Annotated in this window: 9 protein-coding genes; all 9 read right to left on the reverse strand. The window is 63.3% G+C overall.

The genetic code is table 11. The features are described from left to right. Positions 1-21: 21 nt before the first annotated feature. Positions 22-4,548: an SDR family NAD(P)-dependent oxidoreductase gene (locus ACNANG_RS08115; RefSeq protein ID WP_420226765.1), complete on the reverse strand. Its 4,527-nt coding sequence runs from the start codon at positions 4,546-4,548 to the stop codon at positions 22-24. Next, positions 4,545-7,349 (reverse strand): amino acid adenylation domain-containing protein, encoded by a 2,805-nt coding sequence (locus tag ACNANG_RS08120; RefSeq protein ID WP_420226766.1) that lies wholly within the window; start codon positions 7,347-7,349, stop codon positions 4,545-4,547. The genes ACNANG_RS08115 and ACNANG_RS08120 overlap by 4 nt, the downstream gene beginning before the upstream one ends. Further along, a complete protein-coding gene (locus ACNANG_RS08125; RefSeq protein ID WP_420226767.1) occupies positions 7,349-9,571 on the reverse strand; it encodes an AMP-binding protein in 2,223 nt (740 codons plus the stop codon). The genes ACNANG_RS08120 and ACNANG_RS08125 overlap by 1 nt, the downstream gene beginning before the upstream one ends. Continuing rightward, the gene (locus ACNANG_RS08130) at positions 9,520-9,909 is read right to left on the reverse strand and encodes an AMP-binding protein (RefSeq protein ID WP_420226768.1); all 390 of its coding nucleotides are present in this window, start codon (positions 9,907-9,909) and stop codon (positions 9,520-9,522) included. The genes ACNANG_RS08125 and ACNANG_RS08130 overlap by 52 nt, the downstream gene beginning before the upstream one ends. Positions 9,910-9,974: 65 nt before the next feature. Beyond that, on the reverse strand, positions 9,975-10,952 hold the full coding sequence (locus ACNANG_RS08135; protein ID WP_420226769.1) for a TauD/TfdA family dioxygenase: 978 nt from the start codon (positions 10,950-10,952) through the stop codon (positions 9,975-9,977). 10 nt (positions 10,953-10,962) lie between these two features. Further along, positions 10,963-11,658, reverse strand: coding sequence for a 4'-phosphopantetheinyl transferase family protein (locus tag ACNANG_RS08140; protein ID WP_420226770.1), 696 nt, complete (start codon positions 11,656-11,658; stop codon positions 10,963-10,965). Further along, positions 11,636-12,382, reverse strand: coding sequence for a thioesterase II family protein (locus ACNANG_RS08145; RefSeq protein ID WP_420226771.1), 747 nt, complete (start codon positions 12,380-12,382; stop codon positions 11,636-11,638). The genes ACNANG_RS08140 and ACNANG_RS08145 overlap by 23 nt, the downstream gene beginning before the upstream one ends. A gap of 149 nt (positions 12,383-12,531) precedes the next feature. Next, positions 12,532-12,780: an MbtH family protein gene (locus ACNANG_RS08150; protein WP_420226772.1), complete on the reverse strand. Its 249-nt coding sequence runs from the start codon at positions 12,778-12,780 to the stop codon at positions 12,532-12,534. Positions 12,781-13,249: 469 nt separating this feature from the next. Beyond that, on the reverse strand, positions 13,250-13,771 hold the full coding sequence (locus ACNANG_RS08155) for a sigma-70 family RNA polymerase sigma factor (RefSeq protein WP_420226773.1): 522 nt from the start codon (positions 13,769-13,771) through the stop codon (positions 13,250-13,252). Between the last annotated feature and the right edge of the window lie 108 nt (positions 13,772-13,879).

A 13,879-nucleotide genomic window follows, 5' to 3' on the forward strand; every position in this document is an offset into this window, starting at 1 on the left:
CTTCCATGTCTTGTCTTGAGATCATGAGATGCCTTTAGGGGTGGCAGACGGATCTGCAGAATGCGCGTCGCCAGATGCAATCTGGTCAATCAAAGCGGTTTCGACAAGCAGCGAAAGTGTTGCTATGGTCGGCGCTCGCAAGAAAGGTGTCGGATGGACGTCAACGCCGTACGTCATTCGCACCTTGGCAATAATTTGTATCGCCAGCAGTGAATCGCCGCCTAATTCGAATAGGTTGTCATTCACGCCAATCGGACCCACACCCAGAAGCTCACTCCATAAAGCTTCGATGGCCTTGTCGAGCGTCGTGGCTGCGCCGACGTATTGGGTAGACAGCGCAGTGGCGGTTCGCTGCGCGTGAGAACTGGCTGGGAGCAACGCTGTTACGTCGGCCAACGATGCAAGGTTCCGCCGATCTGCCAGGTCGGGATGGATGGATGAAACAACGGTCTGCGGTTGCCCTGCCCCCAGCACCGCTTCAAGTAGCGCTCCGGCCATCTCTAACGGTATTCCAACGCCGTCAGGCAGAACCTGCCTGGCGGCCATGCCCACACCGCGCCAGACGTCCCAGTTGACCGATCGGACATGCGCTTTCCGTTGCTTTGCGGCGCTCCATGCCAGTGCATCTTGAAACGCATTGGCCGCGCAGTAATCCACCTGTCCAAATCCGCCTGTGATCGACGTCAATGATGAACACATCATGAAAAAGTCCAGCGACAGGCGGGACACGGCGGCGAGGAGATTGAGCGAACCCTGGCACTTGGGTGCGATGACGCGTTCCATTGCACTGCGACTTCGCGTTTCTATCGCACCTCCACCAGGTATGCCCGCGGCGTGAATCACGCCATGCAGTGTCTGGAACCGCTGTGTTACCGCCTCTACGACACCTTGAATCTGGGTGGCGTCATTGACGTCAGCACACATGACCACAGCCTGGGCACCGTAACCTTCCAGCAGCGACACAGCGTGTTGATGCCTTGCTGCATCATCTGTCCTGGTCACGAGAACGACGGAGGCCTGGTAAGTTCGGGCCAGGTAAGTTGCAAACGCGTTGCCGAGGCCGCCCAATCCGCCGGTGATCAAATACACACCGCCTTGTCGAATACGTGACTCGGGCGGCAATTTGACTTGCGCGGGTTCAAACGCCCTGGTCCAGGCATACACGCCACGGTATGAGACTGCTCCACCAACGGAGGCTCGCAGCGAGTCTTGGATCACCTGTTCAATCAACCGGTTGCGTTCTTCTTCACCCGATGGAATTGGCACGTCTATCAGGCGACACCTAATATTCGGATACTCTTGCGGAATCACGGCGCAGGGGCCCTGCAACAACGCCCGTTCCGCCACCAGTGCATCGCTACCGGTTACGTCAAAGACGCCAGACGCGACTACCCTGATTGCGACCTCTGTGCGGAAGTCTTGTCCGAACACCTGGGCCAGCGCGAGCAGACTCCACAACGTTGACTCGAAGGCTGCATCGCCGAGCGCTGGTGAATCAACGCCGACATTCAAAAGGTGATAGATATCAATCTGCCGCCCCAGATCTCCGCCTAGCGCATACCTCAGAAGGTTGTAGTGCTCGCGGTTTCCCATATCCAGGGTGTACTCGCGCTCTCCGATCTGCGCAAAGTCGGCACCGTGCCACACGTTGAGCACGTCGTTACCGCTCTCGCGCAACGCACGCAATAGCCCACGTGCAAATGGATCATTGTTTCCAAACATGAGCACGTAACGTGGGGACCGTACATTTGCCGACGTGGGCAGCATGCCGGATACGCGCTTCCAGGTGGGCAGATAAAGCCAATCGGATGCGGCCTTGAGACGATCGGCCGAATTGGCGATTGGCTCGGGTGCAGTCCGACGTTCCACCCAATATCGCTCCCGCTCAAACGGATACCCCGGCAACGGCACCCTCCACCCTTCTCCGTCCCCACGCATTGCCGGCACGTCAACCCCCGCCACCCACAACTGCGCCAGGCAGCGCGCGGGCTGCTCACCATTGCTCGCCGCGCGCTGCGGATGGCATTGCGATGCGATGACCGGCCGGCCCGCAGCCTCGGCGTGCCGGCGCGCAAGCGCCGTCAACGTGTCGCCCGGCCCGACTTCGAGCAGCACTCGATCCGACTTTTCCAGCAACACACCCAGCCCATCGGCAAACCGAACCGTGCTTCGCACGTGATTGGCCCAGTACGCGGGGCTCGTGGCCTGGTCGTTGGTGATCCATTGGCCGGTCACGTTCGACAGGAACGGGATCGTCGGGGCGCGTAGCGGCGCGGTGGCCAGCAGGTCTTCGAAGCGGGCGAGCATGGGCTCGACCATGGCGGAATGGAAGGCATGGGACACGTGCAGTCGCCGCGCGCCGATGCCGCGGGACAGGATGTCCTGTTCGGCACGTTCGATGGCGTCGGCAGGGCCTGACAGCACGCACAGGTCGGCGGCGTTGACTGCGGCCAGGTCGCACCCGGCGTAGCGGTGCGCGCGCAGCTCTTTTTCTGGCAGGCTGATGGCGAGCATGGCGCCGGGGGGCATGGACTGGATCAGCCGTCCACGTGCCGCGACGATGCTCAACGCGTCTTCTAGCGTGAAGACGCCCGCGACGCATGCGGCGGCGTATTCACCAATGCTGTGGCCGAGCATCGCGTCGGGCTGGATGCCCTGATGCTGCCACCATTGCGCCATGGCGTACTCGATCACGAATAGCGCAGGTTGGGTTATCGCCGTTTGGGCGAGCCGCTCCGCGGCGGCAGCAGCCTGGTCTGCTGTTGGGTATAGCAGCTCGCGCAGATCCAGCGCCAGGTGGGGCCGTAGCAGAGCGCTGCATTTGTCGACGCACGCCCGGAAGACGGGTTCGGTGTCGTATAGCGCCTTGCCCATGCCGACATGCTGGGCGCCTTGCCCCGGGAACAGAAAAGCGACTGAAGGACGTTCGGACAGGATTTGGCCTTCAACGATCGTGGCTGGGTCGCGCCGCTGTAACGCGCCTGCCGCATCGGCGCAGCTGCGCGCCAGGGCGACGGCGCGGTGGGGCATGTGCCGCCGCCCGACTCGCAGGGTGTGGGCGACGTCGCGAAGCGTCACGCCGCGCGCGTTGGCAAGCGCATCGCCCAGGTGGCGCGTGGCGGACTCCAGCGCGGTGGCAGTACGTGCGCTGATCGGCAAAAGGTGCAGCGTCGTGGCTGGCAGCAACGCCGCATCCATCTCGGCGGCCACCTGCAAAGGCGCTTCTTCCAGAATGACATGCACGTTCGTTCCGCCGATGCCGAATGAACTGACACCTGCGCGTCGAACGCTGCCGTCCGTCTCCCACGGCTTGCACGCCGTGTTGACATAGAAGGGACTGTTCGCAAAGTCGATCTGCGGATTGGGCGTCTCGTAGTTGAGACTGGGCGGCAAGGTGCGATGCTTGAGCGCCAGCGCCGCCTTGATCAATCCAGTCACGCCGGCTGCAGCGTCAAGGTGACCGATGTTGGTCTTGACCGAACCAATGGCGCAGTACTGCTTGCGGGCCGTACTGACGCGGAACGCTTGCGTCAGCGCGGCGATTTCAATGGGATCGCCCAGCGTCGTGCCGGTGCCGTGGGCCTCGACATAGCCGATGGTATCCGCAGCAACGTCGGCCATCTCTTGCGCTGCGCGAATGACCGCGGCCTGGCCATTGACGCTGGGCGCCGTGAACCCGACTTTCTCCGACCCGTCGTTGTTCGCTGCGCTGCCCTTGATGACGGCATGAATGGTATCGCCGTCGCGCAGTGCGTCGTCCAGGCGCTTGAGCACGACCAGCGCGGCGCCGCTGCCTTGCAGAGTGCCGGCGGCCTTGGCGTCGAAGGCGCGGCAGTGGCCGTCGGGGGAAAAGATGGCGCCGGCCTGATATCGGTAACCTCCGTTCTGGAGCAGGTTCAACGACACGCCGCCTGCCAGGGCCATGTCGCATTCCTGGCCCAGCAAGGCCTGGCATGCCGTGTGGACCGCCATCAATGACGTGGAGCATGCGGTCTGTACGGTGACGGCAGGGCCGCGCAGGTTCAGCTTGTAGGCAACGCGGGTGGCGAGCGTATCCGGCATGTTGCCGCTCATCAGGCCGAGGAGTTCCGAGACGCCGGCGCCTTGCTCGAGCTCGCTTCCCTGCAATAGATTGCGCATCAGGTAAACGTTGGCGCCGGCCCCGGCGTAGATGCCGATCATCCTGTCGTAGCGGTGCGGGTCATAACCGGCATCTTCCAACGCGTGCCACGCGCATTCCAGGAAGATCCGATGTTGCGGATCAATGCGCTCAGCGTCTCGTGGGGTGTATCCGAAGAACGTGGCATCGAACCGGTCCATGCCTTCAAAGCGGACACCTGCCTTGACGTAGTCAGGGTCGGCAATCAATTCGGCCGGTACTCCCAAGGCGGCCAGTGCCTCATCGTCATAGCGCGTGACGGCTTCAACGCCATTGCAGAGGTTTGACCACAGGGCGTCGACACTGTCTGCGGAGGGGAATCGCCCGGCCATGCCGATGATTGCCAGGTCCAGGCTGGAAGCGGCGTGATGATGTGTCGGATCTGTCATGACCGGTTCCTTGCATTCGATCGGTTACGGGTGAGCAGCGTGGCGCGGCGGCTGGCTGAGGGCCCGCCGCGGGGATCTGCGGCATGACGGACCGCAGCGTTGGACTGGCCTTGTTCGATACGGCGGGCCAGCGCACGGATCGTTGGATACTTGAACAGGTCAATGACCGACAAGCCGGGATGCAGCGCGTCTTCCAGCGCGGCGTGGACCCGGACCAGCAGCAGGGAATGGCCGCCAAGTTCGAAGAAGTTGTCTTCGACCCCTACCCGCGCCAGACCCAGCGCAGTCGCCCAGATATCGGTGATGATTTGTTCCGTGCGCCCTTGGGGTGCGGTGTAGGCATGTGCGCTGACGTAGACAGGTGCTGGCAGCGCACTGCGGTCGAGTTTTCCGTTCGCGCTGACAGGCAGTTCGGTCATGACGACCAATGCCGCGGGAATCATGTAGTCGGGTAGCGACAGCCCGAGGCGTTCCCGCACTTGGGCCACGTCGATGACAGCGCCTTGCCTGGCGCAGAGATAGCCGGTCAACTGCTGGCCGCTCGGGCCTTCCTTTACCACCACAGCGGCGTCGCGAACGTCGGGCTGTGCGATCAGTTGAGCTTCGATTTCGGCCAGTTCTACTCGGAAGCCGCGAATCTTGACCTGGTGGTCGAGCCGGCCCAGGTACTCAAGGTGTCCTTCCGCATTCCAGCAGACGCGGTCACCCGTTCGGTACAGCCTTGCCCCGTCACTGGCGGCCACATCGGCAACGAACCGCTCGGCGCTCAGACTTGGGCGCCCGGCGTAGCCCCGCGCCAAGGCCACGCCACCCAGGTACAGTTCCCCTGGCACACCGATCGGCACATGATTGAGTCGTTCGTCCAGTACCCGCACGATCACGTTGCCAATGGGAAAGCCGATGGGAACACGCAGCGCGCCGTCGTCATGGCACGTCCAATGCGTGACATCGATCGCCGCTTCGGTCGGACCATAGAGGTTGACCAGTTCGACATGCGGCAAGGTGTGCAGGACGTCGTTTCTCAACTCCGCGGAAAGCGCTTCGCCGCTGCAGATGATGCGCCGTACGCTGTCGCACGATTGAGCAACGTCGCTGGACAGGAACGCCGCAAGCATGGACGGAACAAAATGCAGCGTGGTAATGCCATGCGTTCGAATCAGTCGCCGCAAGCGTTCTGGATCACGGTGCTCGCCAGGCTGCGCAAGCACCAGCCGGGCACCCGTCATCAGGGGCCAGAAGAATTCCCAGACAGACACGTCAAAGCTGAACGGCGTCTTTTGCAGGACGGCATCGGCTGAAGTCATCGCGTAGGCATCCTGCATCCACGCAAGTCGATTCAGCAGCGCACCATGCCGATTCGCCGCGCCCTTGGGACGCCCGGTCGACCCCGACGTGTAAATAACGTATGCAAGGTTCTCGCTGTGAACAGCGACGTCGGCGTCGCTGGCGGGAAAGGCGTTCAGATCCAACGCGTCGACGTTGATGAAAGGCAAGGCGTCATGGCTAACGACTGTGGCGTGGGTAGCGTCATGCGTCAGCGACAGGAGGACCCCACTCTCTTGCAACATGGCGGCAATGCGCCCTGCGGGGTACTCCGGCTCAAGGGGAACGTAGGCAGCACCGGCCTTCAAAACGGCCAGCATGGCGACGATGAGTTCAGAGGAACGTTGCATGCAGATGCCAACCAGTGCATCGATGCGCACGCCATGCCCGATCAGATAATGCGCAAGCCGGTTCGCACGGCGGTTCAGCTCCGCATAGGTCAGCGCCTGGTCGGCGAATACGACCGCTATGCTGTCAGGGGTGTCGCGAGCCTGTCGTTCGATCAGGCGATGTATCGGTTCTTGCTCCGGGTAAATAGCCGGCTCTTCGCTCCAGATATGCAAGGCCTGTTGCTCAGCAGGTTCAAGGATGTTGACGTCACCGACATAACGCTGTGGCTCATCGACGAACGCCGTCAACAACATCAGGAAGTGGCGGGACATCCGTTCAATCGTCGCAGGGTCGAACAGATTGGCTGCGTAGACGAAGGTGACGGTTATTGCGCCGTGCACACGCTCATGGATATCCAGGGCCAGGTCGAACTGCGCATCGCTTGGCGTCAGTTCGCAACGCTCGACCTCCACATTGCGCCATTGCTCCAGCGCCAATCGATCGTCCTGAAGGTAATTGAAGAGCACCTGGAATAGCGGACTGTGGCTGGCGCTGCGCTCAGGATTGAGCACCTCGACCAGCGCTTCGAGTGGCAAAGACTGATGCCGTTGCGCATCGACCATGGCCCGCCGTGTCGTGGCAAGCACGTGTTCCAGCGGCTCGGTACCGTCAAAAAGGTGACGCATGACCAGCGTGTTCACGAACAAACCCACTACGTTGTCAACCTGAGGCTGTGTGCGGTTCGCGACTGGCACGCCAACACGAATGTCACGTTGGCCGGTGTAGCGATACAGCAGCGCCTGGAACGCCGACAACAACACCATTGGAAGCGTTGCGTCATGGTGCGTTGCCAACGCCCTTAACCTGGACAACAGCGGTGCTTCGATTGAAAGGTGGCATCGGCCGCCCACATACTTTGTGTTGGGTGCGCGGGGCCGATCCGCGGCAAGCGCCAGGACGGGATGGCATTCGCCAGGTTCGACCGCGAGCGCTTCCCGCCAGTAGGCAAGGTGTTCCGCATGATGCTGGGTGCTTCCTCCGGCCTGTTCCCACGCGGCGTAATCGGCATACTGCAACAATGCTTCGGGCAGCAGCAGGCTTGCATCGGCACTCGCACCCGCCGAATACAAAGTGCCAAGCTCGCTCATCAGGTGCGCATTGACGCCCCATCCGACACGATGTGATGCATGGCCAGGGCAAGGATGCAGACCTGTTCGTCCAGCCACACGAGCGCCGCGCGCGCCACGGGTCCGTCAATCAGATCGAAGGGGTCGCCGAGCAAGGCGTGCAGGCTTGCCGTCGAGCGCATGTCGCGTTCACCGGGTGCGACATGGCGAAGGTCGATGATCTGCAGATCCAGCGTGCGGTCGGCGTGGACCACCTGGCGGATGACGCCGTCCGGTTCGGCGATGAATGTCGTTCGCAATAGCTCGTGGCGTCTGGCTACGACCTCCACCGCATGTCGCAGCGCGTCGACATCAATCTGCCCCTTCAGCCTCAGCGCACCCAGCACGTGATAGGCCGTGCTCATGGGATCCATCCGCCACAGGAACCACTGGCGTTGCTGCGCCGACGACAGGGGCAAGGGCTGCGCGCGCTGTTCGGCCGAAAGCACCGGGATCACGGCTGCCGGCACCGATGGACCTGCCTGCACCTGCGCGCGGATCGCCGCGGCCTGCGCCGCAAGGCGCGGGTGGTCGAAGAGGTGGCGGATCGTGAAGGGGATGTGCCAGTGCTGCGATATGCGCGCAGCCAGTTGCACGGCGGCCAGCGAATTTCCGCCCAGGGCAAGAAAATGGGCATCGCTTGCGTAGCGAAAGGAGGGCTCGTGGCCGAGCAGGTCGCGCCAGATGTCAGACAGATCGTGCGCGACGTCGTCAGGCGCTGAGGTGCCGGAGGTCGCCTTAGGCGCGGCTGCGTCGGTTGCGTGGGGCGCGCTGCCGGACTTGCCTGCACCCTCTCCCAGCACGCACCGTCCGTTCTGGAACGCGGCGTAGGCATCCAGAGAGCGCTTTTCCCACCCTTGCCTGCATGCCGACCGCTGCAGTTTGCCGCTCGACGTTTTGGGCATGGCGCCGGGGTTGAGTAGCACGACCGTCGCGGGCGCCTGGCCGCAATGTTCGCTGACGGTGGCGCCGATGGCGTCGGCCAGTACCTGGGGCGGCACGAGCTTTTGCAGGCCGCGCGAGACTTCGGCGGCGACGGCGATGCCTTCCACGCCGTCGACCATGACGGAGAATGCCGCGACCCGGCCTTTGCGCACGGCTTCGACGTGGGCTTCGACGACGCGTTCGATGTCGTGCGGATACAGGTTATGGCCGCGCACGATGATCATGTCTTTGAGCCTTCCGGCAACAAACAGCTGGCCGTCGTGCAGGAAGCCGAGGTCGCCGGTGCGCAGCCACCGCGTGCCGTCGCGCTCGACGAACGTTTCCGCGGTCTCTGCCGGTTTGTTCCAGTAGCCCGACGCGATGCTGGCGCCGGCCGCCCAGATCTCGCCGATGGCGCCGTCGTGCACCGGCGCGCCCGTGCCGGGGTCGGCGATGCGGACATGGTGGTCCCGAGGCACGCTGCCGCAGCCGACGAGTGCTGCGCCGTCGGCCTGGACCTGCGCGCTTCGGGCGCCAAGGGCGGTTTCGTCGAAGCGTGTCACGACCATGCCTTTTCCGCGCTGGCCGCCGGTGACGTACAGGGTCGCCTCGGCCAGGCCATAGCAAGGGTAGACGGCGCCGGCATCGAATCCGGCCGGTGCGAACCGGGTGCTGAAGGCGTCCATGGTGTCGTAGCGGACGGGCTCGGCGCCGGTGTAGGCAATGCGCCAGCTCGACAGGTCCAGGTCGTCGATCTGTGCGTCGCTGATGCGGTCCAGGCACAGGCGATAGGCGAAATCCGGGCCGCCGCTGATGGTGACGCGGTGGCGGGCGATCATCTGCAGCCAGCGCACGGGGCGCTCAAGAAAGAAGCGCGGCGACGACAGCACGCAAGGAATGCCGCTGTAGAAAGGCTGCAGCAGGCCGCCGATCAGGCCCATGTCGTGGAACAGGGGTGACCAGACACCGAAGATGTCGCTGGCGCCAATGGACAGCCCTTGACGGATGGCGCGTTCGTTGGCCATCAGGTTCGCGTGCGTGACCATGACGCCTTTGGGTGCGGACGTTGAACCGGACGTGTACTGAAGAAAGGCGACGTCGCCCGCGTCCGGACGATGGGGCTGCCAGGTATCGGCGGCCATGCGGTCGATCTCGTCCACCGCGATGACGGTGGACACGCCGAACTGGCTGGCGGCGGTTGCGACCATGTCCTTGAGCGTGCTCAAGGTCAGGATGCCCGACGCCTGCGCATCCAAGGCAATCCCGGCCAATCGAGCCATGTGCTGCGGGCGGGCAGATTCCGGGGGAACACGGGCACGGCAATCACGCCTGCGTGAAAGCACGCGAACATGCTGATGGCGTAGTGCTCGTCGTTGTCGAGCAGGATGAGAACCCGCTCTTCCTTGGCGAACAGGTGCTGCAGGGTGGCGGCGAGCGCCAGGACGCGTTGCGTGAAGACGCGGTAGCTCAGAACCGTTTCGATCCAGTGATCGTTGCGTTCCGCAACCACCGTCAAGGCGATGTCGTCGGGCCGGGCCGCGGCCAGCTCTTGCAGGCAGTCGACAAAGTCGGTCGGCGGGGTGAAGGTGTCGTTCCTGAACGCGGAATCGGTCGTCATGGGGTACCTCTTTGCGCGATGGGCGCGGGATGGCTCAGTGCCGGGGTGGCTTGACGCGGGGTGGTTCAGTGCGGTGGCAGATTGCTGTGTGACTCAGCCATGGCCACGACGACTTTGCGCGGTCCTTTGAAGGGGGATCGCGCGTGCGCGACAAGCATGTTGTCGAGCATCAGCACGTCGCCTTTCTCCCAAAGGAAGGACACGGCTTCGGCATCCAGTACGGCGCGTACCTCATCGAGCATGGCGTCGGGGATGCGGGAACCGTCGGCGAATGTGGTGTCGCGCGGCATGTTGTCGATGCCCAGCACGTCTTCCAATGTTTCGCGGACTTCAGGCTGCAGATTGGACACGTGGAACAAGTGCGCCTGGTTGAACCAGACCTGCTCTTGCGTAATGGGGTGGGTCTCGATGGCCTGACAACGTTGTGTCGTGCGCAGGTCGCCATCGGGCTTCCATTCAAAGGCGATGCCGGCCTGGCGGCAGAATGCTTCGACCTCGTGGCGGTGTTCGGTGTTGAAGACCTTTTGCCACGGCACGTCAAAGTCGCCATAGTTGCGGATGTAAACCAGTCCTGGCGCGAAACGTTCGCGTATCGCCCGAGGCATGCGCTTGAGCACGGCGCGGCTGTCGGCAATCGGCGTCTCGCCTTGTTCAAGCGCGGGGGTGACGCAGTGGAACCAGATCTTCATGGGCCATACGCGGGTATAGGCCTGTTCGTTATGCAGGGGGATGGCCTGGTGCGAGGGGTATTCGGTCGCGGTGTAGACACCGCCCCCCAGGCCCGAGCGCGGCGTCGATCCGAACTCGTAACTCAGCAACGGATGCCCGAAACCCGCCGCGAACTCGCGGAAGCGGTCGACCGACGGGACGTCGAAGCCACGCAGCAGCACCCCGCCCACGGTCGCCAGGTGCGCCTCGATGTCGGACTGCAGCCGGGGCAGCGCGTCCAGCAACGATTCGCCCTGGACCGCCGGCACCATCAGCGCGGGCAGGTCGGACCCAGGCGGGGCCTTGCGTTCGAATCGCTGGATCGATGCATTCATCTCAACTCCTTCAGTCAGTTCCTATCCACGCGAGTGCAGCCGCGTAGCCCTTGGGCGCCCACAGGCGACAGGCACTGACGCCCGGCGAGGCCATGCCTTCAATGACGAGGCGATAATGGCCGCCCCCCGGTGTGTCATTCGATGGGTCGGGCAAACACACCGACAGGTCGCGCAGGTGCGCTGCGACGCCGATGCCGATGGCCTTGAGCACGGCTTCCTTGGCGGTCCAGCAGTCGAAGAAGCGCGGACGTTGGGTCATGTCCGCTCGCCATTCGGCGTCGGACAGGATGTGCGGCTCGAGTTCCGGGATGTTTAGCGTGGCATCACGGCGTTCGATGTCGATACCGACATGCCGGTCGGTCGACACGGCAATCAGCACGTACTCGCCCGCGTGGGACACGTTGAAATGCAGCGCGTCGTCCATGGCGCAGGCGACCTGCAGTTGCGGCTTGCCATGACGATTCGTCTCGAGCACGACATGCGCCGGACGGATGCCCATCACATCGCCAAGCACCTGCCGCACGCCTGCCCGTGCGCATACGAACCGCATGCGATCCGCGTGCTGGCCAAAGCGCAGGGCTCGCTCGCGTTCCGCGGGGGCAAGCAGTGTCCAGTCGGTAGCTGGCAGCGGTGCGCGCAGGTCGACTTTGCGCTGGAACACGTGGATGCTTGTTGGTACGCCGTCAGGCAAGCGCAACGGCTGCATCGCCCGCTCCTTGTGCAAAGGGTGACAGCACGCGAATCAGCGCGGCAAGCACGTCTGATTCCCGGTCGCGGATGAAGAAGTGCCCACCGTCGAACCAGTCAACCGAAAAGCGATCGCGCGTCTCGTGGTGCCACTGTTCGATGGCGTGCTGGCCAATGTCGTCGTGACGGCCACCCCACGCGTGCACGGGCAGCGCCAACGCCTGGGTGGCGCGCGATGGAAAGCTGGCGCAGACGGCGTAATCCGCTGCCAGCGTATCGAGCGTCATCCGCAACATGTCGGCATGTGCGAAGACCTCGTCAGGCGTTGCGCCCTGCTTGCGCAAGTCAGCGATCAGCGTCGCGTCGTCGTGCCTGTTCGCGTAGCGCTCGGGACTGCGGCAGCGTGGCGCCGCGCTGGCCGAGACGATGAGCAGTTGCGGCATCGGCCTGGACAGCGCACGTTGCCGCAGTGCCATGCCATACGCCAGCAACGCGCCCATGCTGTGCCCGAGCAGCACAAAGTTGCCCTGCAACGCAGCAGCTTGTTCATCGCACAATTTGGCAACCAACGAATCGAAGTCCGTCACGTAAGGTTCGTTCGACCGACCGCCCCGGCCTGGCAATTCAATCGGCACGACATTCAACCAGGTGGGCAACGCGCGCCGCCAGCGCAGGTACATGGTCGCGCTGGCGCCCGCGCACGGCAGAACCAGCAGATCCAACGTTGCTTGGCGGCGGGCCATGGAACGGCTCAATGGGAGGATGGGCATGGGCATAGCGGAGGTACGGCGAGGAGTCGCGGGTTGGCGTGTTGCAGCGTGGGCGCGAGGGTGGACGGCGTGTCGGCGTTGCAGCGCGTGGGCGCCTCAAGGGGCCAGACGCCGTCGGACGATCACGACTGCGGTTCCGCCGCCTTCTTGGCCGCCTGTTCGTCCATCCACTTGCGCAGCGACAGCGGGCGCATGTCGGTCCAGGCCTGCTCGACGTAGGCAAGCACCGTTTTCTTGTCGCCCTTCACGCCGTCGATGGCGGTCCAGCCGCCAGGCACGGCCTTCCAGTGGGGCCAGATGGAATACTGTTCTTCGTGGTTGATCAGGACGATGAAGGTTTCGTCTTCGCGATCGAAGCAGCTGGTGGACATGAGCATCCTCGTGCAGGGTGGGAAAGCGTCTTGCAGCAGGCGCTGATGGACATCACGCACCTGCTGAACTTCCCTAATAGACGAAAGCGTCTCAGCACCGTTTAGCCATTTGCATGCGGCGCAATGGGTTCAGGGCAAATCGAATGGGTGTTGAACGGGGTTTCAGCTTGGAGAGGCTTGGCAGGCGTGCGGGAAAACTCGCCTGTCAGCCTTGCCAGGACAAAACACGGCGTTGACGGCTTTTGCTTAGCGCCGCACGCAAACCTTCAGGCGTGGGACATGGAAAAACCTGACGGCGCGGCGCGGTCAGGCAAGGATAGGCAGATCGGGAATGGGGACCGATGGTTCTCTGCGTGGCAGGAATCGGTCCGATGAAGGGTGTGAGCCGGTCGGGCTTTTTATTGGGCAGGCTTTCTGTAGGCCAGGCTGGCGGTGGGTCAGGCTGTCTGTCGCTTGGCCGGTCAATCAGTCAGTCATCCAGCATGTCGCGGCATTCGGCGATGGCCAGCGTGGCGTCGCGAATCATGAAGTTGATGAGCGTGGCCGAGCATCCCATCTCGGCGGCAAGTTCACGTTGCGTGAATCCGCCCAGGCGGTACAGCTCGAACGCGTGGCGCGTCTTGGCTGGCAGGGTGTCGAGCACTTTGCCCAACGCGGCGATCACCTGGCGTTCGCGCAGCCGCTGTTCCGGGCGGCAGCCGCCCGACACGTGCGGCAATTCCCCGTCGCTGGTGTGCATGCGATAGATGGATTCGGTCGACTGCCGGCGGCAGTGATCCCGTGCCACGTTGCGGATGACCTGGCAGCAGTAGCAGTACGGCTTTTCGATATCCCGGTCGTAGCCGCCGGTGATCAATTTCAGATAAGCGTCCTGAGTGACCTCGTCGGCAATTTCCGGTGTGCCGACGATGCGCTGCGCGATGCGGCGCAATTGTGGACGGTTTGCGATGAACACTTCTTCGAGTGTTGCACCTTCGATGACGATCGCCATTGCAGTTCCCCTGACCGCGCCGTGGATGGCGTGATCGAGGGATGATTGTTGCGAACTATTATCATTTGCGCAGCTTTGTAGTTCTACGACTTGCCGCGGCCGAACGGG

Origin of the sequence: Pigmentiphaga litoralis (genome assembly GCF_048632615.1) — a bacterium.
Lineage (GTDB): Bacteria > Pseudomonadota > Gammaproteobacteria > Burkholderiales > Burkholderiaceae_B > Pigmentiphaga > Pigmentiphaga litoralis_B.

What these genes read in the sequence shown, in the direction of transcription:
- ACNANG_RS08115 (WP_420226765.1), bottom strand. Translation starts at nt 4,548, where the DNA reads ATGACAGATCCGACACATCATCACGCCGCTTCCAGCCTGGACCTGGCA.
- ACNANG_RS08120 (WP_420226766.1), bottom strand. Translation starts at nt 7,349, where the DNA reads ATGAGCGAGCTTGGCACTTTGTATTCGGCGGGTGCGAGTGCCGATGCA.
- ACNANG_RS08125 (WP_420226767.1), bottom strand. Translation starts at nt 9,571, where the DNA reads ATGGCTCGATTGGCCGGGATTGCCTTGGATGCGCAGGCGTCGGGCATC.
- ACNANG_RS08130 (WP_420226768.1), bottom strand. Translation starts at nt 9,909, where the DNA reads ATGACGACCGATTCCGCGTTCAGGAACGACACCTTCACCCCGCCGACC.
- ACNANG_RS08135 (WP_420226769.1), bottom strand. Translation starts at nt 10,952, where the DNA reads ATGAATGCATCGATCCAGCGATTCGAACGCAAGGCCCCGCCTGGGTCC.
- ACNANG_RS08140 (WP_420226770.1), bottom strand. Translation starts at nt 11,658, where the DNA reads ATGCAGCCGTTGCGCTTGCCTGACGGCGTACCAACAAGCATCCACGTG.
- ACNANG_RS08145 (WP_420226771.1), bottom strand. Translation starts at nt 12,382, where the DNA reads ATGGCCCGCCGCCAAGCAACGTTGGATCTGCTGGTTCTGCCGTGCGCG.
- ACNANG_RS08150 (WP_420226772.1), bottom strand. Translation starts at nt 12,780, where the DNA reads ATGTCCACCAGCTGCTTCGATCGCGAAGACGAAACCTTCATCGTCCTG.
- ACNANG_RS08155 (WP_420226773.1), bottom strand. Translation starts at nt 13,771, where the DNA reads ATGGCGATCGTCATCGAAGGTGCAACACTCGAAGAAGTGTTCATCGCA.